The sequence below is a fragment of the Sphingopyxis sp. genome, from assembly GCF_035686825.1.
In the GTDB taxonomy this organism is placed as follows: Bacteria; Pseudomonadota; Alphaproteobacteria; order Sphingomonadales; family Sphingomonadaceae; genus Sphingopyxis.
The window spans coordinates 541,929-566,437 of the sequence record NZ_DASRYZ010000003.1 but is presented as its reverse complement, the minus strand read 5'-3'; the positions used below and the strand labels follow the sequence as shown (position 1 = coordinate 566,437).

Below are 24,509 nucleotides of genomic sequence, written 5' to 3'. Positions count from 1 at the left end.
CCCCACCCAGCTTCGCCTAAGCAGCAAGCTGCCAAGGCTGCGCAACCCTCCCCCATCCCCGGGGGAGGGATTTTCATGAGGATATCGACATGGATGAGGAAGAGGCGCTGGCGCGGTTGGTCGCGCTGGCGGGGACGAGTGCGGCCGGCGCTTCCGGTGCGCCCGACGCGGCCTTGCTGCGTGCGGTGGTCGAGGAGGCGAGCGAGCTCGGCGCGCGGCGGGCGCTCGCGCGGCTCGGGCTCGCCGACGAGGCGGCACGCGATGACGTCAGCGATTTGCGGCAACTGCTGGGTGCGTGGCGCGATGCGAAGAAGAGCGTGTGGGCGGCGGTCGTCGACTGGGCGGTGCGCTGCGTGCTCGCGCTCGTCGTCGTTGGGCTGGCGGTGAAGCTTGGGCTGCCGGGGCTGCTGAAGTGAGCCTGCGCTTCGCGGGTTATGCGTCGGTGTTCGACCGCGTCGATCGCGGAGGTGATGTGGTGCGGCGCGGGGCCTTTGCCGCGAGCCTCGCCGCGGGACGCGCGGTGCCGCTGCTTTGGCAGCATCGGCCGGGGGCGCCGATCGGGACGATCGAAACATTGGCGGAGGATGGGCGGGGCCTGCGCGTCGTGGCGCGGGTGACGCATCCGGCGGCGGCGAAGCTGGTCGCCAAGGGCGCGCTGACGGGGCTGAGCTTTGGATATCGGGTGCGCGGCGCGCGGGGAGAAAATCCGCGCGAGCTGACGGCGCTCGATCTTGCGGAGGTCAGCCTGGTGGCGGCGCCGATGCAGCCCTTGGCGCGGGTGATCGCGGTGGATTTGGTGAAGGAGTGACAAGCATGGACGATATGGAAGTGAAGGCGGGCGTGCTCGAGGGGGCGTTCGATGCGGTGCTGGCGGCCGAGGCGGTCGATGAGCTGAAGGCGTCGGTGGCAACGCTACAGCGCCAGGTCGACGCGCAGGCGGTCGCCGCGTCGCGGCTGCCCCTCGACGGGGCGAAGGCGGCCGACCCGGCGCGCGATGCGTTCGTCGAGCGATATTTGCGGCGCGGGATCGATGCCGGGGTCGAGATGAAGAGCCTGTCGGGGGCGTCGGGCGGCGAGGGCGGCTATGCGGTGCCGCGCGAGATCGATGGCTCGATCGGCGCGACGCTGAAGGCGCTGTCGCCGATCCGGTCGATCGCGACGGTGGTGCAGACGGGAACGAGCGGTTATCGCAAGCTGGTCGCGACCGGATCGATGGGCGCGGGCTGGGTCGGCGAGACGGCGTCGCGGCCAGAGACCGCGACGCGCAGCTTTGCCGAGATTGTGCCGCCGTCGGGCGAGCTTTACGCCAATCCGGCGGCGAGCCAGGCGATGCTCGACGATGCGATGTTCAACGTCGAGGACTGGCTGGCCGAGCAACTGGGGCGCGAGTTCGCGGTCGCGGAAGGATCGGCGTTCGTGACCGGCAACGGGACGAACCGGCCGAAGGGTTTCCTGACCTGTGCGACGACGAACGAGCTCGACGGCGTCCGCGCCTTCGGCACGCTGCAGCATCTGGCGACGGGGACCGCCGGCGCCTTTCCGGCGTCGAACCCGCAGGACAAGCTGGTCGAACTGGTGCATTCGCTGAAGGCACCCTATCGTCAAGGCGCGTGTTGGGTGATGAATTCGGACACGCTGGCGCGCATCCGCAAGTTCAAGACCAGCGACGGCGCCTTCATCTGGCAGCCGGGAATGGTCGAGGGGCAGGCGGCGACGCTGCTGGGTTATCCGGTGGTCGAGGCCGAGGACATGCCCGATGTGGCTGCGAACAGCCTGTCGATCGCCTTCGGCAATTTCGGCGCCGGATACCTGATCGCCGACCGCGGCGAGACGCGCTCTGCGCGATCCGTTCAGCAACAAGCCCTTCGTGCATTTCTATGCAACCAAAAGGGTTGGCGGCGCGATCATCGATTCGCAGGCCATCAAGCTGATGAAGTTCGCCGCCAGCTAAACGGCGCTGGTGCGCGAAGGGCGCCCGGCCCGTCCAACCCTTTCGGGGCGGAGCCGGGCGCCAAATGCCGGTTGCCATTCCGTCCATACCGGCCTGCAAATGCCTGCCGCCCGCGCTTCCGGTGCTCACGTACAATAGTACGCTGCGCGCCGGGTCGCGGGCGACAGTCATTTTCGACTCGGTCTGAACGAAATGGCGACCGGCATTTTCTCCATAAATTGCATTGGAAAGGATGGCCCTGCCATGCCGACCCCCTTTTTCGCCGACCTGGTGCGCGAGCTCGCCCAGGAGGGCGGGACCGGGCCGCTGACGCCGACCGGCGCGGTGCCCGGCCATCGCCGCTTTGCCGACGCGGTACAGCCCGGCGCTTCGTTTCACTATGCCGTGGCGGGGATCGCCCGCCCCGAACAATGGGAGGTCGGAACCGGCCGGATCGGCGGCGACGGCCGTTTGCTTCGCGAGATGGTGGCGGCGTCGTCGGCGGATGGCGCGGCGGTCGATTTCGCTGCCGGACTGAAAACGATCGCGTTGACCGTTGGCGCCGGCTGGTTCGCGGCGCACGATACGCAGGCGGCGGCGATGGCGGCCGACGTTACGGCTTGCGGCGCCGAACTGGCAGGGCTGGCGGATGCGGTCGAGGCGAAGCAGCCGCTGTCGACGACGCACGGCAGCGCGGGCGCGGGCGAAGCCACCGACGCAGTGACGGTTCGCCGCGGCGCCGGCTGGGTCAATATCCCGCTGTCGACACTGGCGTTTCGCGATGCGGACGGCCGCTACGCGCTGAACGGCGCGCTGGCGGCGACATCCGGAAATGCCGTGAACGTGCGGCGCGCTTCCGACGGCGACGCGCTCGACATCGGCAAGGATGGCGGGCAGCGCCTGCGCGTTTTCGCAAATGCGGATATAATCGGGTTGTTCAACGTCGCCGGGGCCAGTGCGGGCCGGGACGGTCTTCGTATCCTCGACGGCGGGGTCGCCTTTGACATTGCGGCGAGCGAACGCGGTAGATTCAATGCTGCCGGTCTCGAACTGACCATGCCGAACGCGGGAAAGATGTTCGCCGAGCAGGCCGGTTCGAGCTCGGTCAAGCTACGGTCCTCCGCGACGATGCAATATGACGTCGCGGCGGCGTCGAGCCACCAGTTTCTTGTGAACGGAACACAGGTCGCGCAGATCACCAGCGGCGGAACTTTGCAGCCGGGCGCCGATAATGGTCAAACGTTGGGCTCGGGTTCCTTTCGATGGTCGGTCGTTTACGCCGGGACGGGAACAATCAACACCTCCGACGCGCGCGAAAAGAGCTGGCGCGGCGCGGCAACGGAGGCCGAACTGCGCGCCGCGTGCCGGATCATCGGTGAGTTGGGCTTTTTCCAGTGGAACGACGCGATCGCCGTAAAGGGCGAAGACGGTGCGCGGATGCACTTCGGCGCGCGCGCGCAGGCGGTGTGGGCGATCATGTCCGACGAGGGACTGATCGAGCCGATCACCGACGGCGCTGCGCCGGACAGCCGCTATGCCTTTCTCTGCCACGACGAGTGGGGCGAGGACGCAGCCGGCGAAGACCCGCCCGCGGGCGACCGTTTCGGTGTGCGCACCGACCAGCTGGCGCTGTTCCTGATCGCGGCGCAGGCGGCGCGGCTCGCAGCATTAGAGGCCGCGGCATGACGGACGGATCGGCTTTGGCCGCGCGCGCGATCGGCGATGCCGCGCGGCGCGATCTCGCGAGCGAATGGGCGGGACCCGAGCCGGCGGCGCCGCAGACGGCGCTGCCGCTGGCGCGCGAGGCACCGCGGCGCGTGACGGTGCGCAAGCCCTGACGGGAGGGGAAAGACGATGACGATGATGGTGAAGGATCCGGGCACGCGGATCGATTTCGAGTTCGACTGGGCGGCCGCCTATCCGGGCGGCCAGGCGGTCTTGGCGAGCGACTGGTCGGTCGCGCCGGATGAGGAGGGCGGCGTCATCGTAATCGGTAGCGCGCACGACCTGAAGGAGGTCACCGTCACGCTGGCGGGCGGGATCGCGGGGCGTGTCTATCGCGTCACCAACCGCGTGACGATGAGCGACGGGCAGATCGACGAACGGTCGATGACCTTGCGGGTGGAGGAGCGATGATGGCGGACAGCTTGCTGCCGGGCGGGGCCCCGGTGAGCCTGAACGAAGCGCGCGGCTGGCTGCGGCTGGGCGCGACGACCGACGACGCGGTGATCGCGGGGCTGGTGCGCGCGGCGACCAATATCTGCGAGGCGTTTATCGGCCAGTGGCTGGTGGTGCGCGCGGGCGAGGAGGAGGCGCCGCTGCCGGCGGATGGCATTCCGCTCCGCGTCCGCCCGGTCGTCGCGGTCGACGGCGTGACATTGCTGTTGCCGGACGGCAGTGAACAGCCGCTCGGCGAGGACGCGTATCGGGTGACGATCGCGCGCGACGGCAGCGCCTGCGTCGCCGTGCCCGATCCGGGCGAGGCGGCGCGGGTACGCATCGCTTATCGCGCCGGCATGGCCGAGGGCGCGAACGGCGTTCCCGAAGCGATCCGCCAGGGCATCGTGCGGATGACGCAGCATTTGCACGACGCGCGCGACGGCGCGGGGGCGGGCCCGCCCGCGGTGATCGCGGCGCTGTGGCAGCCGTGGCGGCGGCTGACGCTTGGCGGCGCGCGATGAGCGGCGCCGAGCAGGCGGTGCGCGCGAAGGCGCTCGCGCTGCTGGCGGGCGACGCGGCGCTCGCGGGGCTGGTGCATGGCGTGTTCGATGGCGTGCCGCCGCGGGCGAGCGCGCCCTATGTCTCGGTGGGCGGGACGGAAGGCCGCGACTGGGGCACGAAGGACCGGGCGGGGCGCGAGGTGCAGCTGACGCTGGTGCTGAACGGCGTCGGCGAGAGCGCGGACGGCGGTGCCGCCGCACGGATCGAAGCGGCGGCCGGGGCGTTGCGCGGCGCGGCGGACGGCTGGACGGTCGTCGGCACGCGGGTCGTGCGGACGCGGTTCACCTTCGCGCGCGACGGCGGCTGGCGCCGAGAGACGATCGTGCGGTGTCGCTGCCTGGCGGGATAGGGCGAAGTTTTCGCTATTCGCCGGGCATCGTGTTGGTCGACTTATAGTCCTTGAATTTTTCGGTGAAATTGGCGTGGTAATCCTCGATCTGCAGGTCGGCGTCTTCGGTCGCGACCTGCTCGGAATCGCCGCTCGCGCGGCCGAGCGCGATCACCGCCTTGCGAAAGGCGTCGCGCTCGGTCCCGCAGTTCGATTTCACCTGCATTTCATATTGGACGTCTTCGACCTTGGCCTCGAGCGCCTTCTTCATGTCGTCGCGCAGGCATTTGGTGAAGGCAACGCGCGTCGTGGCGACGGTCGCCGCGGGCGACGACTGCACCATGGCGGCCAAAAGCAATGTCGTGATCAGCATCCTGCGACTCCCCATTCCGCATGACTATATTTTGAGGAGGTTAGACCATGGCTATCGAAAATGGGAGCGATTTTCTGCTCAAGATCGGCGACGGCGAAGCGCCGCCGACCTATCGCACGGTCGCGGGTCTGCGCACCACGCAGATGTCGGTGAACGGCGAGGCGGTGAACGTCACGACGAAGGAGTCGGGCGGCTGGCGCGAGCTGCTGTCGGGGGCCGGCGTCCGGTCGGTTTCGGTGAGCGCGGCGGGCATTTTTACGGGCTCGGAGGCCGAGGTGCGGCTTCGCGGTCATGCCCTGTCGGGGACCATCGACGATTATGAGCTGAGCTTCGAAAGCGGCGAGCGGATGCGCGGGCGTTTCCTCGTCACGCGGCTCGACTATGCCGGCGATTATAATGGCGAGCGCAATTACACGCTGAACCTGGAATCGAGCGGCGCGGTGGTGAGCCTGTGAGCGGGGCCAATGCGCTCCGCGGCGAGGCCGAACTGATGGTCGGCGGGCGGCGGCTGGTGTTGCGGCCGAGCTTTGCGGCGCTGGTCGCCGCCGAGGCCGAGTTGGGGCCGCTATTTGGCCTGGTCGAGCGCGCCGCCGACGGGCGCTTGGGGCTGGGCGAGCTGGCCGGGCTGTTCTGGCATTGCGTCGGCGAGCGGCCCGAGGCGCTGACGCGCGAGGCGGTGGGCGAAGCCGTGGTCGCGCAGGGGCTGGCCGCGGTGACGCCGGCGCTGCGCGTGCTGCTGGGGCAGATATTGCAGGGACGATGAGGTGGCGGACGATCGGCTGGGACCCGCGGCGATCAGGCTCGCGGGGGTGATGGCGCGCGTAGCGGGATGGCGGCCGGGCGAGTTCTGGGCGGCGACGCCGGCCGATGCCCGCGCGGTGCTGGCGGGGTGGGTCGACCCCGGCGAGGCGGCCTGTTTCGACGGTGCGGCGCTGGCGGCGATGATGGAGAGATTTCCCGATGGATGAGGTCGACGAAATGGTCGTCGCGGTGCGCGCCGATACCGGAGCGTTCCGGCGCGACATCGCGGCGCTGCGCGCCGAGCTGGGCGGGCCGCTGGTCGTGGAAGCCGATCGGGCGGGGCGGGCGATCGAGCGGGCGCTGTCGCGCGCGATCGTCAACGGCAAAATGGGGTTCGAGGATCTGAAGCGGCTCGCGCTGTCGGTGATGGCCGATATCGCGCGGGCGGCGATTTCGAACGGCATTGGTGCGGTAGGGGGCGGCTCGGGCGGCGGGGGATTGCTGTCGCTGGGCACGTCGATCGCGATGGCGCTGTTCGGCGCGCCGGGCCGCGCAACCGGCGGGCCGGTGAGCGCCGGGCGCGCCTATCGTGTCGGCGAGCGCGGGCCCGAGCTGTTCGTGCCGACCGCTAGCGGCCGGATCGAGGCGGCGGGCGGCGGCGTGCGCAATATCGCGATCACGGTGAATGTGCGGGGCGAGGCGGGCAGCGAACCGCAGCGGCTGGCGCAGACGGGGCGGCAGCTGGCGCGCGCGGTGCGGCGCGCGGTGGCGCAGGGAGAGGATTAATGGGCTGGGCGCTGGTTTCGGCCGAGCCGCATCATCGGAAAACCTGGCTCAAGCGGTTCGATCCGCGCTTCTGGACGGTGGATTTCGCGCGGCCGATGATGGCGAGCGTGACGAGCGACGCGCCGGGCACGTTGCGGGTCGAGGCGGTCTTTTATCAGAAGCAGGATCTGGCGGGGCTGATCTGGGAGAGCGAGGACCGGTGGGATCATCCTTTGCTCGCCTATGAGACGAAGCGCGATTTCCGGCACACGCAGCTCAAGTTTCGTTGGCGATCGGGCGGGGTGAAGCCGCTCGACGCGCTGCACGGGCCGACGCTGACGATCGAGGGGCGCGACGCGACGGGGAGTCCGCGCGCCTGGTATGTGCGGCTGTGGAATTATGCCGAGGGAACGGCGGAGGATGCCGTCGTCACGCTCGATTTCGGTGCGTTGGCCGGCGGCTTCCTGTTGCCGGGCGAGGCCGACCCGGTGTGGGCGGGCGATATCGACCGGATGTTCATTTCGCTGGTGCCGCCGGACTATGACGGCGGCGATGCCGTGCTGCCGGCGCCGGCGCAGGGCTGGGCCGAGATGAGCGAGATCGCCTGTTCGGGGTCGGGATCGGTGCTTGTGATCGGCGATGTCGTGATGCCCGAGCATGGGCTGGGTATCGCGAGCGGCTATGACGACAGCTATCATCTGACCCCGGTGCGGCTTGTGCGGCAGGTCGTGCAATTGGGCTATCGCGGCGACGTCGTCCATTATGTCGGGATGAGCCATTATATGCGGCTCGGTGCGGCAGGCGGCGCTTTTCATGCGAGTGTGGCGGGCGGGGCGCTCAATGCGCCGTGCGCGGCGTGGCACGCGGGGTTCGCGGCGGCATGCGAAACGGCGGGGCTGGGGGTGATCTGGTCGCTTTCTTACGAGCTGTTCGACGCCTATTGCCCCGAGGAGTGGAAGCAGCGTGCGAGCGACGGGTCGCCCGCGCTGACCGGGTGGGCGCCGCCGTCGACTTTGCTGTCGCCGGCGAATGCGGCGGCGATGGGATATTTGCAGTTGGTCGCGCGCGCGTTCGTCGCGATCGGCGCGGCGGCGGGGCTTGACCTGAAATTCCAGGTCGGCGAGCCGTGGTGGTGGATCGCCAGCGAAGGGCGGATCTGCGCCTATGACGCCGCGACGACGACGGCGCTGGGGAGCGCAAGCGTACCGATCGCCGACGTGCGGGCGGCGCTGGACGCGCCGCAATTGGCGATGCTCGATGAACTCGGCGCGCTCCTCGCCGCATCGACCGCCGCGCTGGTCGCGGCGGCGCAGGGCGAGGCGGACGCGGCGGGGCTGGTGAGCCATCTGCTCGTCTATCTGCCGACTGTGCTCGACCCCGCGGCGCCCGCGGTGCGGCGTGCCAATGTCCCGCTGGGGTGGGCGGCGCCGGCCTTCGATGTGCTGCAGCTCGAGGATTATGACTGGGTGACGGGCGGACGCGGCGCGGAAACGGCGCGCGCGCGGACAGCGATGGTCGTGCGGCTCGGTTATCCGGCCCACGAGCAGCATTATTTTTCGGGCTTTGTGCTGTTGCCCGAACAGCGGGCCGCGTGGGCGGCGATCGCCGGTGCGGCCGACGCGGCCCGGCGCGCCGGGGTGGCGCGGGCCTTTGTCTGGGCGCTGCCGCAGGTGGCGCGCGACGGGTTCGTGGCCTTTGATGGGGAGGATGATGTGCAGGCTTTCGATGCGGTGGATTTTCCGCTCGCGATCGGGCGCGAGGCGGTGGTCGCGACCGAATTTTCAACACAGATCGTGAGCTCGCCGTCGGGGCACGAGCAGCGCGCGAGCGAATGGGCCGAGCCGCGGATGCGCTATGATGCGGGGCCGGGAATCCGGTCCGAGGCCGATGTGCGCGCGCTGACCGATTTCTTTCGCGCGCGGCGGGGTGCGGCGCGGGCGTTTCGTTTTCGCGATCCCTTCGACGGCAGTTCGGCGGCCGATGGCGGCCTTCCGGCGGCGGCCGACCAGCTGCTCGGGCTGGGCGACGGGGAGCGGCGGCAGTTCGCGCTGGTGAAACGCTATGGTGAGGGCGATGCCGAACAGGTCCGTCCGATCCGGCTGCCGGTCGAAGGGAGCGTGCGCGTCTCGGTCGACGGGATCGAGACGGCGTCGTTCCTGATCACCGACGACGGGGAGGTGTCGCTCGATGTCGCCCCGGGAGTGGGGATCGCGGTGCGCGCCGGCTTTCTGTTCGACGTGCCGGTGCGCTTTGCCGAGGACCGGCTGGAAGCGAGCCGCGCAACCTTTCTCGCGGGCGAGTTGGCGAGCGTGCCGCTGATCGAAGTGCGCGCCCCCCGAGGCGATTTCACATGACGTTGATGGTGGCGCCCGGCTGGCTGCGCGAGGAATTGGTGACGCTTGCCTGGTGCTGGCGGCTGGCGCGGCGCGACGGCGTCGCGATCGGCTTCACGTCGCACGACCGCGATCTGGTAATCGGCGGCTTGGCGTATCGCGCGGCGCCGGGGATGAAGCCCTCGGCGATCGAGACGAATGACAGCCTCGACGCCGCGACGATGGACCTGGAGGGCGCGATCGCGAGCGATGCGATGACCGCGCGCGACCTGGAAGCGGGGCGCTGGGACGGGGCGGAACTCGAGCTGTTCGTGACGGACTGGACCGCGCCCGATGCAGCGCCGGTGACGGTTGCGCGCGGATCGTTGGGCGCGATCGAGCAGCGTGGGGCGGCCTTTGCCGCCGAGCTGCAAGGCGTGACGCGGCTGCTCGACCGGCCGGTGTGCCCGGCGACCTCGCCCTCGTGCCGTGCGATGCTTGGCGACCGCGCGTGCCGCGTCGACCTGGCGCCGCGCACGCATGTCCGGCGCGTCGTGGCCGTCGATGGGCGGGTGGTGACGCTGGATGTTGCGGTGGGCAATATGGCTTTCGGCAGCTTGTCGTGGATCGAGGGCGCCAATTGCGGCCTGGAAAGTCCGGTGATTTCGGCCGATGGAGCGAGCCTCCACCTCGCCGAGGCGCCGGCGTTCGAGCCGCCGGGCCCGGTGCGCGTGCGGCTGATCGAGGGATGCGACAAGCAGCTCGCGACGTGCCGCGACCGTTTTGCCAATGCGATCAACTTCCGCGGCGAGGCGCATCTGCCGGGCAATGATTTGCTGACGCGCTATCCCGGTGGCTGATTGCGGCGCGGCCGCCTTTCGCGCGGCGCGCACGATGGTGGGAGCGCGATTCCGCCCGCAAGGGAACGATCCGGCGACGGGGCTCGACTGTGTCGGACTGGTCTGGGCGGCTTATGCGGCGGCGGGGCGGATGCTGGCGCGGCCGCGCGATTATCCACTGCGCGGGTGGCCGCGCGGGCGGGTCGAGGCGGCGCTGGCGGCGGCGAGCTTCGCGCGCGCGGCGGATGCGATGCGCGCGGGCGATGTGGCGTTGATCGCCTGTCCGGCGGGGCAGTTTCATCTCGGGCTGTTGGGGCCGGCGAGCATGGTTCACGCCCATGCGGGGCTGCGGCGGGTGGTGGAGACGCCGCTGGATGACGGATTGCGGGGTGCGGTGCGTTGGCGATTGCCGCTGTGCCCACCCTGCTGCGACTAGGGCGCGAGCGTCCTAGTCGCGCACCCCTTCCGCTTTGGGGAGGGATTATCGGGGAGCAAATCTATGGCGACTTTGGTGCTGACGGTGGTGGGCGGGATTGTCGGAGGCCCGGTGGGTGCAGCGATCGGCGCGGCGGTCGGGCAGCAAGTCGACGCCCAGATATTCAAGCCTAAGGGGCGTGAGGGGCCGCAGCTCGCCGATTTGAAGGTCCAGGCGTCGACCTATGGCCAGCAGATCCCGCAATTGTTCGGGACGATGCGCGTCGCGGGCAGCGTGATCTGGGCAACCGACCTGATCGAGCGGCGGGCCAAGCGCGGTGGCGGCAAGGGGCGGCCGTCGACGAGTGAATATAGCTATGCGGTGTCGCTGGCGATCGCGCTGTCGTCGCGCCCCGTCCGCACGATCGGACGCATCTGGGCCGACGGCAATCTTCTGCGTGGGGCGAGCGGCAGCTTTCGGGAACGCTGCACCTTCCGCTGGTATGACGGGAGCGAGGATCAGGCGGCCGATCCGCTGATCGCGTCGGCGCTGGGGATCGCGTCGGCGAGCGCGTTTCGGGGTCTGTCCTATGTGGTGTTCGAGGAGCTTGAACTGGGCGCGTTCGGCAACCGGATTCCGTCGCTTACCTTCGAGGTCGAAGCCGATACGGGAAGCGTCGATGTCGGGCTGATCGGCAACGCATTGCTCGCTGACGCCGGGCGCTGCCAAGGCGCGTGGCCCTTTTCGGGCTATGCTGCATCGGGCGACCGGGCGCGCGATGCGCTGGCGCCGCTGTTCGACGCCGACGGTGTGCGGCTGGCGAGCGGGCCTGAGAGCTGGCGGTTGACGCCGGCGGAAGGGGCGGGCGAGGTGCCGGCGCTCAGCGATTTCTGCGAGGCTGGGCGGCGCGATGCCCCCGGCGACCGTGCCGAGCGGCGGCGCGCGCCCTTGTCGTCGCTGCCGGGGACGATCCGGCTGCGCCACTATGAACCCGAGCGCGATTTTCAGCTGGGCCAGCAGACGAGCCGGGTCGCGGGCGGCGGCGCGCGCGAGGAACGGATCGACCTGCCCGCGGTCCTGCCCGCGACGTCGGCGCGGGCGCTGGCGCAGCGCCTTGCGTCGGCCACGGCAGACGAGCGCGAGACGGTTATCCGGCACGCCGACCTGGCCGCGCTGGCGCTGACCGTCGGGCAGGTCGTGGTAGGTGCCGACGGGAGCCGCTGGCGGCTGGCGGGACGGACGGTTCGCGGCAACGAAATCTCACTGGAACTGCGGCGTCACCAGCCGCTGCCCGCGATCGAGCTTCCGGCGCCGCCGGGCGTGGCGGTCGGCGCTCCCGACTGGCCCGATGCGGTCGGCGTGGTCCGGCTGTTCGATCTGCCCAATCTCGGCAGTCCTGCCGCGTCGACCCCAAAGATTCTTATCGCCGGAGCGGGCAGCAACGATGGCTGGCGCGGTGCCGATTGCTGGTTCGTTGCGTCGCCGGGAAGCGAACCGATTCCGGTCGGCTCGGTGCGGCCGGCAGCGGCGCTCGGCCTGCTCGCCGAACCGCTGGCGGCGGGGAGCGGCAGCCTGTTCGATCTTTCCAGCACGGCCGTGGTCGAGCTGATCAATCCTTCGATGATGCTTGAATCGGTCGACGACGCCGCGCTGCTAGCCGGCGCGAACCGGGCGATGGTAGGCGGCGAGCTGCTGCAGTTCGGCGAAGCCGAGATCGTCGGGCCAGGGATATGGCGTCTATCGCGTCTGCTTCGCGGGCGTGCCGGAACCGCAAGCGCGATGATCCATCCGGCGGGCGAGCCGTTCGTCCTGCTCGACGATCCGGCGTTGCTGACGCTGCCCGACGACCTCGCTGCGATGACGGTGGGGGGCGGGGCGACGCTTCAATGGGCGCCGCGGAGCGGCACCGCGCTGACCGAGATCGGCATAGCGTCGGCTGGACGAGCGTTGCGACCCCTTTCGCCCGTACATGCGCGGATACGTCCCGACGGGGCGGGCGGCGTGACGGTCGGATGGACAAGGCGAAGCCGCATCGACACGGGCTGGCGCGACCATGTCGACCAGCCGTTGGGCGAAGCCCGCGAAATGTGGCGTGTTTCACTGGTGCCGCCGGTTCCGGGCGTGGGACCGTGGGAGCCGGCGTCGCCTGTGCTGAATATCGGTGCCGACGAACTGGCCGCGCTGGCGCCGGGCCATGCGATAGAAATTCGTCAAACGGGCGATTTCTCGCGGTCTCCACCGCTTTCCCTGGCTTTGACATAAGGACAGATCATGACCGACATGCCGACCACGCCGCGCTTTGCGTTACCGTTACTTGCGGTTGCGCAGGCGCAAAAGGAGGTGACCCACAATGAGGCGCTCATCTTGCTCGATACGCTTGTCCATGCGGCGATCGAAGCGGGCCCGCTTGCGACGCCGCCGGCGAATCCTGCCATTGGACAATGCTGGATCGTCGACGTTGCCGCGACCGGTGTCTGGACCGGCGAAGGGAATGCAATTGCCATCTGGACCTCCGGTGGCTGGAGATTCGCCGCGCCGCGCGCCGGGGTGCAGGTAACTCGTCTCACCGATGGGGCGCGGCTGCGATTCGACGCCGGCGCGTGGACCGCGCCCGCAACGATAGGCGCGCCCGAAGGCGGGACGACGGTCGATTCCGAAGCGCGTAGCGCGATCACGGCATTGATCCTTAACCTCGCCGCGCAGGGTCTTCTGATCTCAGGCTGAATTTCCGTTCGTTGGCGAACAAAGTGCGACTTTTTGGCAACAGATTGACGATTTGTTCACTTGCACGGAACCAAAGCGACGAGTAGGACGTCTGCCGAGACGTATATCTCAAATTGAAAGGGGAATTACTATGAGGAAGCTTGCCGTCGCTGTGGCGTTGGCCTCCACCACCCTGGCGTCGCCGGTTCTGGCGCGCGACAACTCCTGGTATGTTGGTGTTGGTGCTGGCGCAATGCTCGTCGAGGACCTGGACCTCGATATCGGCACCTTCAACAATGCCGGTACGCTCGATCATCGCGCTGGCTACGATGTCGAAGGCACCGTCGGTTACGATTTCGGCGGTTTCCGCGCGGAAGTCGAAGTCGGTTTCCGTGAAGCCGACATCAAGTCGGGCCGCTTCACGACCCCCGGCATTCCGAGCCTGCCCGGTGGCGGCGGTAGCTTTACCGGCAACACCGACCTGAACGGCGATTCGAACGCGCTCAGCTTCATGGTCAACGGCCTGCTCGATTTCGGTGACGACGACGGCCTTCAGGGCTTTGTCGGCGGTGGTGCCGGTGTCGCTCGCGTTTCGGTCGAACCCGTTTTCGCGGGTCCGTTCCTTGACGATTCGGACACGGGCTTTGCCTGGCAGGCGATCGCGGGCGTCCGCGCTCCGCTCAGCGACAACATCGACGTTGGCCTGAAGTATCGCTTCTTCAACGCCGACAACCTCGATCTGGTCGATCAGGCGGGTCGCGACGTTTCGACGCGCTTCCGTTCGCACTCGATTCTCGGCACGCTGACGTTCAACTTCGGTGGCGCTCCGGAACCGGTCGCACCTCCGCCGCCTCCGCCGCCTCCGCCGCCTCCGCCCCCGCCCCCGCCGCCTCCGCCGCCGCCGGTCGTGGAATGCGCACCTGGGCCGTACATCGTGTATTTCGACTGGGATCAGTCGAACATCACGCCGGAAGCGGCTTCGACGCTCGACAACGCGATCAGCGCGTACAACCGTGGTTGCACGGGCACGCAGGTCATGCTCGCCGGTCACGCCGACCGTTCGGGTTCGGCCACATACAACGTCGGCCTGTCGAACCGCCGCAACGACGCGGTTCGCAGCTACCTGACCGCTCGCGGCATCTCGGATGGCTCGATCAGCGCGCAGGGCTTCGGCGAAACCCGCCCGGCCGTTGCGACCGCCGACGGCGTCCGCAACGACCAGAACCGTCGCGTGGAAATCACTTACGGTCCGAACTCGGGCATGTAAGACCGGTTTCCATCCCCGACGGGGACTGGAAGAAAAGAGGGGCGGTACCGCAAGGTGCCGCCCTTTCTTTTGGTATTTGCCTCGCCCGGCCCGTTCGCGCAATACTGCTTGCTCTGTTGGAATAATGATATACCATCACAAATCGGGGCTGAGATAGTTCACGCCCCGCCGAGGGGCGAGCGCCCGAAGCATAGCGGTGCCGCACCTCCCGAACGGGAGAGAGACGATGCGCAACCGCCGTAGCATGTTCCATCGCAGTATTTTTCGCGCCGACCCGAACGGCGATCCCGACATCAACACCACGCCGCTGATCGACGTCATGCTGGTGATGCTCGTGATGTTCATCATCACTATTCCCGCACCGACGCACAGCGTCGACGTAACGCTGCCGACCGGCGATGTTCCGGGAAAGATACTCGATCAAAATCGCGTTACCATCGATACGAGCGACGTGATCCGGTGGAACGACGAAGCGATCGACCTCGCCGAACTGGGCGTTCTGGTAAAGCAGGCGTCGGAGCGTGCAGAGCCGGCGGCAATCCTGCTCGAACCCGATGCGCGGGCGCGTTATCTGCGCGTCGACGAGGCGATCGGAGCGATCCGGCGCAATGGCGGGACCAAGCTCGCCTTTCCAGGTATCGAGAATTACGCCGGGCTGATCTGAGATCGGGCGTCGTTTAGGCGGCGGGCGCCGTTCCAGGGCGGAGGTGGCGCATCATATAGGCGACATAATCAGCCTTGCCGAGCGGGACGCCCATGTGGCGCAATACGGCATAGGCCGCGACGCGGTGGAAGTAGAATTGCGGCTGCGCCCAGTCGAGGACATAGTCCGCGGCGCTGAGGTCGAAGATCATGCCGTTCGGCAGGTCGAAGCCGACCGCCCGCTCCATGTCGTCTCCCAGCGCGGCGCGATCGATCTCGTCGAGGACCGCCAGCGTCGCGGCGATTTGTTCCTGCATTCCGGCGAAATCGGTCGCGTCCTCGGGAAGCTCGGGAATCGCGATGCCTCCGAGCCGGCTTAGGGGCTGCAATGCCTGGATGCAGGTGAACCGGACCTGCGAGGCGAGCGGGAACATGTCGGGCGCAAGCCGCGCGACCGCGAACTGCAACTCGCCGATGCCGTTATCCGTCCCCCATGCACTTGCCTTCGACAACTCGCCGGACAGCGCCTTCAGGCCATTCTGGTAGGCCGGTACGGTCAGGTCGTAGAGCATCGTCATCTTCCTTCGGTCTTGTCATGCAGCGGCGAGATTGTCCTGAAATTGCAGGCGTGCAAGGCGGGCGTAGAGGCCGTCGGCGGCAACGAGTTCGTCGTGCTTGCCCTCTTCGACAATGCGGCCGTCGTCCATCACGACGATGCGGTCGGCGGCTCGCACGGTCGCGAGGCGGTGGGCGATCACGATCGTCGTGCGATCGGCCATCAGCGTTTCGAGCGCATCTTGCACCAGCTTTTCGGATTCGGCGTCGAGCGCCGAGGTCGCTTCGTCGAGCAGCAGCAGCGGCGCACGGCGGAGCAGCGCGCGCGCGATTGCGACGCGCTGGCGCTGGCCCCCCGAGAGACGTGCGCCGCCTTCGCCCATGAAGGTGTCGAGACCTTGCGGCAGCCTTCGGAGGAATTCCTCGGCATTGGCCGCGCGTGCGGCCGCCCAAAGCTCGTCATCGGTCGCGTCCCAGTTGCCGTAGCGCAGGTTGTCGCGCGCCGACGCTGCAAAGATCACCGTTTCCTGCGGGACCATCGCGATGCGCGCGCGAATGTCGGCAGGGTCGGCCTCGGTCAGCGGCACGCCGTCGAGCAGAATCTGCCCCGCCTGCGGATCATAGAAGCGTTCGGCGAGTTGAAAGAGCGTCGACTTGCCGGCGCCCGAGGGGCCGACGATGGCAACCGTCTCGCGCGGATGGATCGCAAGGCTGAAATCGTGGAGCGCGGGAGCGTCGGGGCGCGTCGGGTAGCGAAATTCGACGTCCGCGAATTCGAGCGTGCCGACCGGCGGCTCGGGGAAGGCGCGCGGTGTTGCGGGCGGGGCAATCGTCGCTTCGGCGTGCAGCAGTTCGCTGAGCCGCTCGGCGGCGCCGGCGGCGCGCAGCAGGTCGCCATAGACTTCGGTGAGCGCACCAAACGCGCCCGCGACTAGCCCGCCGGTCAGGACGAAGGCGGCGATCGTGCCGCCGGTGATCGTTCCCTGCGCGACGCCCTCGGCGCCGTACCAGAGCAGGGTGGTAATCGCGCCGAACAGCAGACCGATGACCGTCGCGGTGATGATCGCGCGAAGGCGGATGCGGCGCTTCGCGGTTGCGAAATTGGCCTCGACCGCGGTCGAGAAACGATCGGCTTCGCGCGATTCCTGGCCGAACGCCTGAACGATCTTCATCGCGCCCATCTGTTCGGCGGTGGTCGCGCCGATGTCGGCGACACGGTCCTGGCTGGTCCGCGAGACCTTTTGGAGCCGACGGCCGAGCAGCACGATCGGCAGAATAATGACCGGGATGCCGAGGAGGATGCCCGCGGTGAGCTTTGGCGACAGGCTGAACAGATAGATGATGCCGCCGATGCCCATCACCGCGTTGCGCAGCGCGACCGAAACCGTGGTGCCGACCACCTGCTCGATGATCGCGGTATCTGACGTCATGCGCGAGGCGATTTCGGACGGGCGGTTTTCTTCGAAAAAGCCGGGAGCGAGGCGCAGCAGGTTGCGCTGCACCGCCTGGCGGATGTCGGCGACGGTGCGTTCCCCGAGCCAACTCACGAAATAGAAGCGCAGCGCGGTCGCGAGGGCGAGCGCGACACAGATGGCGTAAAAAAGCCGGAAATGCGGCGCGACGTTGCCGCCGCCAGCGATAAAGCCGCTGTCGATCATTTCCTTGAATTGATAGGGAATCGCGAGCGTTGCGAGCGCGGCGATGCCGAGCGCGATCGCGGCAACGATCAATTGCAGCGGATAGCGGCTGGCATGTTGCCATACCATGCGCAGGCTGCCGAGTTTGCGGCGAGGTTCGGCGGAAGCGTTCGCGGCGGAAAGGTCGGACTGGCTGGCCATTGCACCGGCCCTAGCAGCGGCGCGGGCCGTGCTCAACGATGCAGAATGATGCGGCGCTTCATGCGCTTTGAAGCGGAACGCAAAGGAGCGCGGCGATTGCGCCGCGCTCCCGGTTTTTCAGCGATTGTCGAGCTGTGCCCTGACCGCTCGTAACCCCGCCTGCGTGATGCGGTACGGCGCGCCGCCGTGCGAGCCGATGAAACCGCGTCGCCGCAGCCGGTTGAACAAGGGCAGGCCGGTGCTGGCGAGGATGAAGCCATCGCGGGTGAAGCATAAAGCCTCGACGATATGGCCGCTTTCATCACGCCGATGGCGGATCATGCCGCCCTGCGCCAGCACATGGAGCATGCGCTGCTCCGCTTTCGAGATATTCATGGGATATGTCCGGATTGATAAGCAACAACGGCGCGCGAACTCATGGCCCGCGCGCTGCGCACATCCCGTTTTCGCCGGGATGTTAGCGGTTGCCCGCAATCTCAGACATATTCACTCCGTCGGCGCATCATGCACCTCGCCATGCAGATTATTCGCAATCGCCCTGTCCCGCAATGATTTTGATGCATTGCACAATGAGCCGAACCCCCTAGACTGCTAACCAACAATCAGGTGCCGGAAGAGTGCCGTTCGGGTCACGCAAGGAACGAGTGAATATGCTGTATCATGCCTTTGAAATTCAGAAGAACTGGCTCGCCGGGGCGAGTGCGCTGGCGACCGCGGGCGCGCAGGTGATGCAGCATCCGGCGAATCCGCTCGGCTATTTCGGTGGCAGCCCGATGTTCGCCTCGGCGCTGGAAGTCTTCGCGCATGCGGCCGCGCCCCGCGGCAAGCCGGGGTTCGAACTTTACGAGACCATCGTCGACGGCGAGATGGTGCGCGTGACCGAGGTGGTCGAGGCGCGCAAGCCCTTCGGCCAGCTCAAGCATTTCAAGCACAAGGGCACCAAAGACGCGCCGAAGCTGCTGATCGTCGCGCCGATGTCGGGCCATTATGCGACGCTGCTGCGCGGCACGGTCGAGCGGATGCTGCCGGATCATGACGTGTGGATTACCGACTGGCGCGACGCGCGTAACGTGCCGCTGGAGGCGGGGCGGTTCGATCTCGACGATTATGTCGACTATCTGATTTCGTGGCTTGAGCATATCGGGCCGGGCGCGCATGTGCTGGCGGTGTGCCAGCCGTCGGTGCCAAGCCTCGCCGCCGCGGCGATCATGGCGGCGAACAAGCATAAATGCCGGCCCAGGACGCTGACGATGATGGGCGGACCGATCGACACGCGCAAGGCGCCGACCGCGGTGAACGACCACGCGATGACGCGGCCGCATGCCTGGTTCCAGGAGAATGTGATTGCGACCGTGCCGGCCTATTATCCGGGCGCCGGCCGCCGCGTCTATCCGGGCTTTCTGCAACTCGCCGGCTTCATGTCGATGAACCTCGGCAATCACATGATGAGCCATTGGGAGATGTTCAAACATCTGGTCGACGGCGACGGCGAGAGCGCCGACAAGACCAAGGAATTCTATGACGAATATCGCGCGGTGTGCGACATGACGGCGGAATTCTATCTCCAGACGGTCGACATCGTGTTCCAGCGCCATCTGCTGCCAAAGGGCGAGATGACGCATCGCGGCCAGACGGTCGATGTCGGCGCCATCGAGGATATCGCGATCCTCGCGATCGAGGGCGAGCGCGACGATATTTCGGGGATCGGCCAGACCAAGGCGGCGCTGACGCTCGCGAAGGCGCTACCCGCCGACCGGAAGAAATATCTGATGGCGAAGAGTGTCGGCCATTACGGCATCTTCAACGGCCGCAAATGGCGCGAAGAGATCGCGCCGGTGGTCGAAAAGTGGATTCGGGCGCACGGCGGCTGACGACTGGAAGTGTCGGTCAATGCCAGGGCGAAGTCCGCACACCCCAATAGACGATATAGAGCAGCCCTGCCCAGAGCAGGAGGATGAAGGCCATGCCGGCGCGGCTTGACGGGCGCTCGCTTGCGGTTTCGGCGGCGGCGTGGAGTTCTGTCCATAGCGCAGCGGGGATCAATCGCCGGACGATGAGCAGGCCGAGCGGGACGATGACAAGGTCGTCGAGCCAGCCGAGCACCGGAATGAAGTCGGGGATGAGGTCGATCGGCGACAACGCATAGGCGGCGACCGCGACCGCGAGCGCGCGCGCGAGCATCGGCACGCGCGGGTCGCGCGCGGCGAGCCAGGCGGCGTGCGCCTCGATCGCGAGGCGATGGCCGAGATCGCCGATGCGCTCGGAAAGGGATTTGCCCGAAAGAGGTTTGCCGCTCATCGCTTCCCTCATTACTGTTCCTGCATGGCTATCCAACTGAAAAGCGCGCGCGTCGAACGCTGGGCCGTCGCCGGCGAGTTCGTCATCAGCCGCGGCGCCAAGACGCATGTCGATGTCGTGGTTGCCGAAATCGAGGGGCGGGGCGAGGTCGGGCGCGGCGAAGGTACTCCCATCTATTATCTTGGCGAGGATGCGGCGGGTTGCCGCGATCAGATTCTACTTGCCGCGCCGCATATCGCCGAGATGGGCGCCGCCGAAGCGCGAGCAGCGGTGCAGCTGTTGATGCCGGCTGGTGCGGCGCGCAACGCGCTCGATTGCGCGCTGTGGGATCTGGAAGCGCGGCAACGCGGGCTCCGGCTCTGGCAGCTCGCCGGCTGCGACGGAGCGCCGACGTCGCGGGTCACGGCCTATACCATCTCGCTGGGCACGCCGGGCGCGATGGCTGAACAGGCGGCGACGGCGGCCGCCGACGGCTATCGACTGCTCAAGATCAAACTCACCGGCGAAGGCGACCGGCTGCGCGTCGCGGGGGTCCGCAAGGGGGCACCCGAGGCGCGGCTGATCGTCGATGCGAACGAAAGCTGGGGCGAGATCGATATTTTGAGCGAGGCCGAGGCGCTCGCCGACATGGGGGTCGAAATGATCGAGCAGCCGGTGCCGGTGGGGGCCGATGCGCTGCTCGATCCGATTTACGCGCCGCTGCCCTTCATCGCCGACGAAAGCTGTCAGACCGCGGCCGACGTGGCGCGGATCGGGCCTTTCTATGACGGGGTGAATATAAAGCTCGACAAGGCGGGCGGGCTGACCGAGGCGCTGAGGATCGCCGACGCCGCCGACGCGGCGGGGCTGTCGATCATGGCCGGGTGCATGCTCTCGACCAGCCTCGCGATCGCGCCGGCCTTCGTGCTCGCGCAGCGCGCGAAATGGGTCGACCTCGACGGTCCCGCGTTGCTGGAGCGGGACCGCGAAGGCGGGTTCGAATTTCGCGAGGGGCGGATCGGGCCGCCGGTAATCTGACCCTAAAGCGCGACTTCGGCATGCTTGCCGAGGTCGCCGTCCTTCATCGTCATTCCGGTCGCGAGCTTGAACATTCCCTTGATACCGGGATCGGCGGTCCAGATTTCGGCATCGTCGAGATCGAAACGCAGGAGGACGAGCTTGGGGTCATCCTTGCCGCCCGGATACCAGGCCGCGATGCTGTTGTTCCACAATTTGTCGAGCACCGTGCGATCATTCTCGTGCACCAGCGTTCCCGAAATGCAGGCGAAGAGATCATGACCCTTGGCGGCGAATTGCGCCATCGCGGGTCCGCCGGCCGCCAAGCGGTTGTCGGGCGCGGTGAAGAACCAGAAAGCGCCGTGCGCATCCTTGTCGAGCTGCGCGTTCATCGGGATATGATGTTCGCGTTCGCCGGTTGCGCCGAGCATGACATAGGGGCTGTCGGCCAAGGCTTTCCAAAACTGCTGTTTGATATCGTCGCTCATCGAAAGGCTCCATTTCTGTCCCCCGATGACCGATCAACGCGGCAGCGGTGCACTTGTTGCCCCGTTCAGCGCCGCCGCGGCTCGGCATAGCTGACGACTTCATATTCGATGCCGTCGGGATCGAAGAAATAAAAGCGGCGGCCTGGTTCGTAATCGCCATGGTTGAACGGCGTAAGCCCCACCGCCTTGACCCGCATCTCGATCGTGTCGAGATCGTCGACCTGCACCCCGATATGGTTGAGCGGCTCGCCCTTGGGATAATGCGCATCCGCATGCTGGCCGTCGGGGCCAGTGTAGAGCGCGATATAGGCGGCGTCGCTGCCGAGGTGGATCGTGCGCCCGCCATCGCGGGCGGGGCCGCGCCAGCGTTCGTGCCAGCCGAAGATCGCCGACAGGATGCCGGCGGTGCGGTCGGGATCGCTGACGGTCAGATTCACATGCTCGATGAATGGGTGCGTCACGGGGGAACTCCTGATTCGGGTTGACGCAGCGGCTTATGAAAGCTCAAGTGAGGTTTAGATCAAGCGAAAAGCGAGGAGTGCGGATCATGCACCGGACCGACCTGATCGCCATCGGCGAACTCGCCGCGCGCACCGGCGTCGCGGTGTCGGCGATCCGATTTTACGAAGTGAAGGGGCTGATCGAGGCGTTGCGCACCGGCGGCGGGCAGCGCCGCTTCCTGCGGGCCGATATCCGCCGCGTCTCCTTCATCCTGATCGCGCAGCAGATGGGGTTGAGCCTCGAGGAGATCGGCGACGAGCTTGCCCGATTGCCCGCCGGGCGGACGCCCAATGGCACCGACTGGACGCGGATCAGCACCGGGCTGCGCACGCGCATCGATCAGCAGTTATCGGCGCTCAAGCGCACCCGCGAACTGCTCGACCAGTGTATCGGCTGCGGCTGCCTGTCGCTCAAGAAATGCGGGCTCTACAACCGCGAGGACAAGGCGGCGCAGCGGGGAGCCGGGCCGCGCTATGTGATCGGCGACCGGGCGGGCGAGATTGCCGAGATCGGCTGACGATTTAGGGGTGGAGAGCGGATGCCCCCTTTACCGTCGCCCCCGCGAAGGGGCCGCTAGCGGGCTTACCCAGAGGCGCTGCGTAAACCGACAGCGGCCCCCGCCTTCGCGGGGGCGACGGCTAGTTTCGGTCGATACCCGCCACTCAGGCGGCGCTTAGCGTTTCGATTTCGGGAGCACCCGCGAGGCAGGGACCGAGTTTTGCGCCGAGGGTGCGGAAGTGGTCCGAGGCGCGGTGCGCTTCGACCGCGGCTTCGTCGTCATAACATTCCATGACCTTGTAGACGCCCGCCTCCGCGGTACGGAACAGCTTGTAATAGCTGTTGCCGGCTTCGTTCGCGCGAACGGCGGCGGCGAGTTCGGCGAATACGCCTTCGAAAGCCTCTTCCTTGCCGGGCTGCACGCGCAGGGTCGCGATGATGCCGATGCTGCTCATAAATCTCTCCGTTTTTCTAATCAGACCCGGAGGTCTGGGTCGACGGTCCAGCCGTCCTCCACCTGGATGCCGAAGCTGTTCAATATCATCGAAACCTGGGTGTATTGGCCGACGGTCATGACGAGGTCCATGCGCCCCTTGTCGCCGAGCGGAGCGAGCGCGGCCCAGCTCGTATCGGTCACGAAATGATTGGTCGTCAGTTCGTCGGTCGCACGGAGCATCGCGCGGTCGAGGTCGTTCCAGCCGCCCGTGTCGGGCCCGGCCTTGATGCGCGCGATCTCGTCTTCGGAAAGGCCGCAGTCGAGCCCGATGCGCTTGTGCTGCGTCCATTCGTAACCCGAGCGGCAGTTGTAGCCGGTGCGCAGGATGACGAGTTCGCGATTCCGGTGCGAAAGCGCATTACGCTTCGAGAGGATATAATTGCCCCAACCCAGAAAGGCGGTGAGCGCCTTGGGCGCATGGGCAAGGGTGCGGAAGATGTTGAGGATCTTGCCGCCCCCGACCTTGCCGCCCTGACCATTGGGGCCGGCAGCAAGGAAGGGTTCGAGCGCGGCGCGCTGGTCGGCATCGAGCCGGTCGAGATCGACCGGCTCGATACGCGGTGCGTTCAAACGCAAATCAGAAGACCTCGAACAGGCCCGCCGCGCCCTGTCCGCCGCCGATGCACATGGTGACGACGGCATATTTGACGCCGCGGCGCTTGCCTTCGATCAGCGCATGGCCGACGCAGCGTGCGCCCGTCATCCCGAACGGGTGGCCGATCGAGATCGAGCCGCCGTTGACGTTGAGCAACTCGTTCGGAATGCCGAGCTTGTCGCGGCAGTAGAGCACCTGCACCGCGAAGGCTTCGTTGAGTTCCCAGAGGCCGATGTCGTCCATCTTGAGCTCGAAGCGTTCGAGCAGCTTCGGGATTGCGAAGACGGGGCCGATGCCCATTTCGTCGGGCTCGGTGCCCGCAACCGCCATGCCCACATAGCGCCCCAGCGGCTGGAGGCCGCGCTTTTCGGCGACCTTGGCTTCCATCACGACGCATGCCGACGAGCCGTCGGCGAGCTGGCTGGCGTTGCCCGCGGTGATCGTGTGGCCTTCGCCCATCACGGGTTTCAGGCTCGAAAGCCCTTCGAGCGTCGTGTCGGGGCGGTTGCATTCGTCCTTGTCGGCGACGACGTCCTTGAAGCTGACTTCCTTGGTTTCCTTGTTCACCACCGCCATCGTCGCCTTGCATGCGACGATCTCGTCGTCATATTTGCCGGCCTGCTGCGCGGCGGCGGTGCGCTGCTGCGACTGGAGCGAATATTCGTCCTGCGCTTCGCGGCTGATATTGTAGCGCTTCGCGACGACCTCGGCGGTGCCGATCATCGGCATATAGGTGTCCTTGTGCATCGCGATCAGCTCGGCGTCGGTCTCGATGAACACCTTGCCGCTGCCGCTGACTTTCGAGATCGACTCGATGCCGCCGGCAACCGCGATGTCCTGGCGGTCGACGATGATCTGTTTCGCGGCGGTCGCGATCGTCATCAGGCCCGAGGAGCATTGGCGGTCGATCGACATGCCGGGGACGGTGACGGGCAGGCCGGCGCGCAGCGCGACGAGGCGGCCGATGTTCATCGTCTGCGATCCCTGCTGCATCGCGGCGCCGAAGAGCACGTCGTCGATCTCGCCGCCTTCGAGGCCGGCGCGCTCGACCGCGGCCTTGACCGAGAAGGCGCCGAGCGTCGGGGCGAGGGTATTGTTGAACGAGCCGCGCGCCGCTTTGGTCAGCGGAGTGCGGGCGGTGGAAACGATGACGGCGTCACGCATGATAGGGGTCCTTCTTTCTGAGTCCGGTTATCTTAACGGGGGAG

Annotated in this window: 32 protein-coding genes and 1 pseudogene; 23 read left to right on the top strand and 10 right to left on the bottom strand. The window is 67.3% G+C overall.

What is annotated here, in order from left to right; all coding sequences use genetic code 11:
* Positions 1–89 precede the first annotated feature (89 nt).
* The 9 genes and pseudogenes from VFG17_RS07360 to gp17 all read left to right on the top strand — a co-directional run bounded on the left by VFG17_RS07360 (position 90) and on the right by gp17 (position 5,000).
* Complete coding sequence (locus VFG17_RS07360) at positions 90–416, top strand: DUF6127 family protein (protein ID WP_313911468.1); 327 nt, start codon at positions 90–92, stop codon at positions 414–416.
* A complete protein-coding gene (locus VFG17_RS07355) occupies positions 413–808 on the top strand; it encodes an HK97 family phage prohead protease (protein WP_325028802.1) in 396 nt (131 codons plus the stop codon). Before VFG17_RS07360 ends, VFG17_RS07355 begins: the two co-directional genes overlap by 4 nt.
* A gap of 5 nt (positions 809–813) precedes the next feature.
* Positions 814–1,863 (top strand): annotated as a pseudogene (locus VFG17_RS07350) (phage major capsid protein); the annotation flags it as partial.
* A gap of 4 nt (positions 1,864–1,867) precedes the next feature.
* Entirely contained in the window at positions 1,868–1,951 is an 84-nt protein-coding gene (locus VFG17_RS21610; protein ID WP_414712940.1) for a hypothetical protein, read from the top strand.
* A gap of 243 nt (positions 1,952–2,194) precedes the next feature.
* Positions 2,195–3,616, top strand: a complete 1,422-nt coding sequence (locus tag VFG17_RS07345) for a tail fiber domain-containing protein (protein ID WP_325028801.1) — start codon at positions 2,195–2,197, stop codon at positions 3,614–3,616.
* Positions 3,613–3,768 carry a hypothetical protein gene (locus VFG17_RS07340; protein ID WP_325028800.1) on the top strand — a complete coding sequence of 52 codons (156 nt, stop codon included), beginning with the start codon at positions 3,613–3,615 and terminating at the stop codon, positions 3,766–3,768. Before VFG17_RS07345 ends, VFG17_RS07340 begins: the two co-directional genes overlap by 4 nt.
* A gap of 16 nt (positions 3,769–3,784) precedes the next feature.
* Complete coding sequence (locus VFG17_RS07335) at positions 3,785–4,066, top strand: hypothetical protein (RefSeq protein WP_325028799.1); 282 nt, start codon at positions 3,785–3,787, stop codon at positions 4,064–4,066.
* Entirely contained in the window at positions 4,066–4,611 is a 546-nt protein-coding gene (locus tag VFG17_RS07330; RefSeq protein ID WP_325028798.1) for a head-tail connector protein, read from the top strand. The genes VFG17_RS07335 and VFG17_RS07330 overlap by 1 nt, the downstream gene beginning before the upstream one ends.
* A complete protein-coding gene (gp17, locus tag VFG17_RS07325) occupies positions 4,578–5,000 on the top strand; it encodes a tail completion protein gp17 (protein ID WP_325028797.1) in 423 nt (140 codons plus the stop codon). Before VFG17_RS07330 ends, gp17 begins: the two co-directional genes overlap by 34 nt.
* 13 nt (positions 5,001–5,013) lie before the next feature.
* Here gp17 and VFG17_RS07320 read toward each other — a convergent pair whose 3' ends face one another.
* A complete protein-coding gene (locus tag VFG17_RS07320) occupies positions 5,014–5,352 on the bottom strand; it encodes a hypothetical protein (RefSeq protein ID WP_325028796.1) in 339 nt (112 codons plus the stop codon).
* A 47-nt stretch (positions 5,353–5,399) separates the two neighbouring features.
* Between VFG17_RS07320 and VFG17_RS07315 the strand changes: the two genes are divergently transcribed.
* The 11 genes from VFG17_RS07315 to VFG17_RS07265 all read left to right on the top strand — a co-directional run bounded on the left by VFG17_RS07315 (position 5,400) and on the right by VFG17_RS07265 (position 15,058).
* Positions 5,400–5,807 (top strand): phage major tail protein, TP901-1 family, encoded by a 408-nt coding sequence (locus VFG17_RS07315; RefSeq protein WP_325028795.1) that lies wholly within the window; start codon positions 5,400–5,402, stop codon positions 5,805–5,807.
* Positions 5,804–6,115 carry a GTA-gp10 family protein gene (locus tag VFG17_RS07310; protein WP_325028794.1) on the top strand — a complete coding sequence of 104 codons (312 nt, stop codon included), beginning with the start codon at positions 5,804–5,806 and terminating at the stop codon, positions 6,113–6,115. Before VFG17_RS07315 ends, VFG17_RS07310 begins: the two co-directional genes overlap by 4 nt.
* A gap of 1 nt (position 6,116) precedes the next feature.
* A complete protein-coding gene (locus tag VFG17_RS07305) occupies positions 6,117–6,320 on the top strand; it encodes a phage tail assembly chaperone (protein ID WP_325028793.1) in 204 nt (67 codons plus the stop codon).
* A complete protein-coding gene (locus VFG17_RS07300) occupies positions 6,313–6,879 on the top strand; it encodes a tail tape measure protein (protein WP_325028792.1) in 567 nt (188 codons plus the stop codon). The genes VFG17_RS07305 and VFG17_RS07300 overlap by 8 nt, the downstream gene beginning before the upstream one ends.
* Positions 6,879–9,212, top strand: coding sequence for a DUF2460 domain-containing protein (locus VFG17_RS07295; RefSeq protein ID WP_325028791.1), 2,334 nt, complete (start codon positions 6,879–6,881; stop codon positions 9,210–9,212). Before VFG17_RS07300 ends, VFG17_RS07295 begins: the two co-directional genes overlap by 1 nt.
* The gene (locus VFG17_RS07290; RefSeq protein WP_325028790.1) at positions 9,209–10,030 is read left to right on the top strand and encodes a DUF2163 domain-containing protein; all 822 of its coding nucleotides are present in this window, start codon (positions 9,209–9,211) and stop codon (positions 10,028–10,030) included. The genes VFG17_RS07295 and VFG17_RS07290 overlap by 4 nt, the downstream gene beginning before the upstream one ends.
* Positions 10,023–10,445, top strand: coding sequence for an NlpC/P60 family protein (locus VFG17_RS07285; RefSeq protein ID WP_325028789.1), 423 nt, complete (start codon positions 10,023–10,025; stop codon positions 10,443–10,445). The genes VFG17_RS07290 and VFG17_RS07285 overlap by 8 nt, the downstream gene beginning before the upstream one ends.
* Positions 10,446–10,508: 63 nt before the next feature.
* Positions 10,509–12,686 (top strand): phage tail protein, encoded by a 2,178-nt coding sequence (locus tag VFG17_RS07280; RefSeq protein WP_325028788.1) that lies wholly within the window; start codon positions 10,509–10,511, stop codon positions 12,684–12,686.
* A gap of 9 nt (positions 12,687–12,695) precedes the next feature.
* The gene (locus tag VFG17_RS07275; protein WP_325028787.1) at positions 12,696–13,148 is read left to right on the top strand and encodes a DUF2793 domain-containing protein; all 453 of its coding nucleotides are present in this window, start codon (positions 12,696–12,698) and stop codon (positions 13,146–13,148) included.
* A gap of 130 nt (positions 13,149–13,278) precedes the next feature.
* Positions 13,279–14,394, top strand: coding sequence for an OmpA family protein (locus tag VFG17_RS07270; RefSeq protein WP_325028786.1), 1,116 nt, complete (start codon positions 13,279–13,281; stop codon positions 14,392–14,394).
* 226 nt (positions 14,395–14,620) lie between these two features.
* On the top strand, positions 14,621–15,058 hold the full coding sequence (locus VFG17_RS07265; RefSeq protein ID WP_325028785.1) for a biopolymer transporter ExbD: 438 nt from the start codon (positions 14,621–14,623) through the stop codon (positions 15,056–15,058).
* Positions 15,059–15,071: 13 nt separating this feature from the next.
* Here VFG17_RS07265 and VFG17_RS07260 read toward each other — a convergent pair whose 3' ends face one another.
* From VFG17_RS07260 to VFG17_RS07250, 3 genes are all read right to left on the bottom strand, one after another.
* On the bottom strand, positions 15,072–15,614 hold the full coding sequence (locus tag VFG17_RS07260; RefSeq protein WP_325028784.1) for a DUF1993 domain-containing protein: 543 nt from the start codon (positions 15,612–15,614) through the stop codon (positions 15,072–15,074).
* Between the two features lie 15 nt (positions 15,615–15,629).
* Entirely contained in the window at positions 15,630–17,429 is a 1,800-nt protein-coding gene (locus VFG17_RS07255) for an ABC transporter transmembrane domain-containing protein (protein ID WP_325028783.1), read from the bottom strand.
* Positions 17,430–17,546: 117 nt separating this feature from the next.
* Positions 17,547–17,804, bottom strand: a complete 258-nt coding sequence (locus VFG17_RS07250; protein WP_325028782.1) for a YjhX family toxin — start codon at positions 17,802–17,804, stop codon at positions 17,547–17,549.
* Between the two features lie 275 nt (positions 17,805–18,079).
* Between VFG17_RS07250 and VFG17_RS07245 the strand changes: the two genes are divergently transcribed.
* The gene (locus VFG17_RS07245; protein WP_325028781.1) at positions 18,080–19,300 is read left to right on the top strand and encodes a polyhydroxyalkanoate depolymerase; all 1,221 of its coding nucleotides are present in this window, start codon (positions 18,080–18,082) and stop codon (positions 19,298–19,300) included.
* Between the two features lie 16 nt (positions 19,301–19,316).
* On the opposite strand, the gene VFG17_RS07240 is transcribed toward VFG17_RS07245, so the two are convergent.
* Positions 19,317–19,727: a YkvA family protein gene (locus VFG17_RS07240; RefSeq protein WP_325028780.1), complete on the bottom strand. Its 411-nt coding sequence runs from the start codon at positions 19,725–19,727 to the stop codon at positions 19,317–19,319.
* 24 nt (positions 19,728–19,751) lie between these two features.
* Here VFG17_RS07240 and VFG17_RS07235 point away from each other — a divergent pair, with 24 nt between their 5' ends.
* Positions 19,752–20,744 (top strand): dipeptide epimerase, encoded by a 993-nt coding sequence (locus tag VFG17_RS07235; RefSeq protein ID WP_325028779.1) that lies wholly within the window; start codon positions 19,752–19,754, stop codon positions 20,742–20,744.
* A gap of 2 nt (positions 20,745–20,746) precedes the next feature.
* Here VFG17_RS07235 and VFG17_RS07230 read toward each other — a convergent pair whose 3' ends face one another.
* Together VFG17_RS07230 and VFG17_RS07225 are read right to left on the bottom strand one after the other, a co-directional pair.
* A complete protein-coding gene (locus VFG17_RS07230) occupies positions 20,747–21,211 on the bottom strand; it encodes a pyridoxamine 5'-phosphate oxidase family protein (RefSeq protein WP_325028778.1) in 465 nt (154 codons plus the stop codon).
* 65 nt (positions 21,212–21,276) lie between these two features.
* A complete protein-coding gene (locus VFG17_RS07225) occupies positions 21,277–21,672 on the bottom strand; it encodes a VOC family protein (protein WP_325028777.1) in 396 nt (131 codons plus the stop codon).
* 86 nt (positions 21,673–21,758) lie between these two features.
* Between VFG17_RS07225 and soxR the strand changes: the two genes are divergently transcribed.
* On the top strand, positions 21,759–22,229 hold the full coding sequence (gene soxR / locus VFG17_RS07220; RefSeq protein ID WP_325028776.1) for a redox-sensitive transcriptional activator SoxR: 471 nt from the start codon (positions 21,759–21,761) through the stop codon (positions 22,227–22,229).
* Between the two features lie 145 nt (positions 22,230–22,374).
* On the opposite strand, the gene VFG17_RS07215 is transcribed toward soxR, so the two are convergent.
* Genes VFG17_RS07215 through VFG17_RS07205 form a run of 3 tightly spaced genes read right to left on the bottom strand, consistent with a single transcriptional unit; the run spans position 22,375 to position 24,465 of the window.
* Positions 22,375–22,665 carry a putative quinol monooxygenase gene (locus VFG17_RS07215; RefSeq protein ID WP_325028775.1) on the bottom strand — a complete coding sequence of 97 codons (291 nt, stop codon included), beginning with the start codon at positions 22,663–22,665 and terminating at the stop codon, positions 22,375–22,377.
* A 20-nt stretch (positions 22,666–22,685) separates the two neighbouring features.
* Positions 22,686–23,282, bottom strand: coding sequence for a carboxymuconolactone decarboxylase family protein (locus VFG17_RS07210; RefSeq protein ID WP_325028774.1), 597 nt, complete (start codon positions 23,280–23,282; stop codon positions 22,686–22,688).
* Between the two features lies 1 nt (position 23,283).
* Positions 23,284–24,465 carry an acetyl-CoA C-acyltransferase gene (locus VFG17_RS07205; protein WP_325028773.1) on the bottom strand — a complete coding sequence of 394 codons (1,182 nt, stop codon included), beginning with the start codon at positions 24,463–24,465 and terminating at the stop codon, positions 23,284–23,286.
* Positions 24,466–24,509 lie beyond the last annotated feature (44 nt).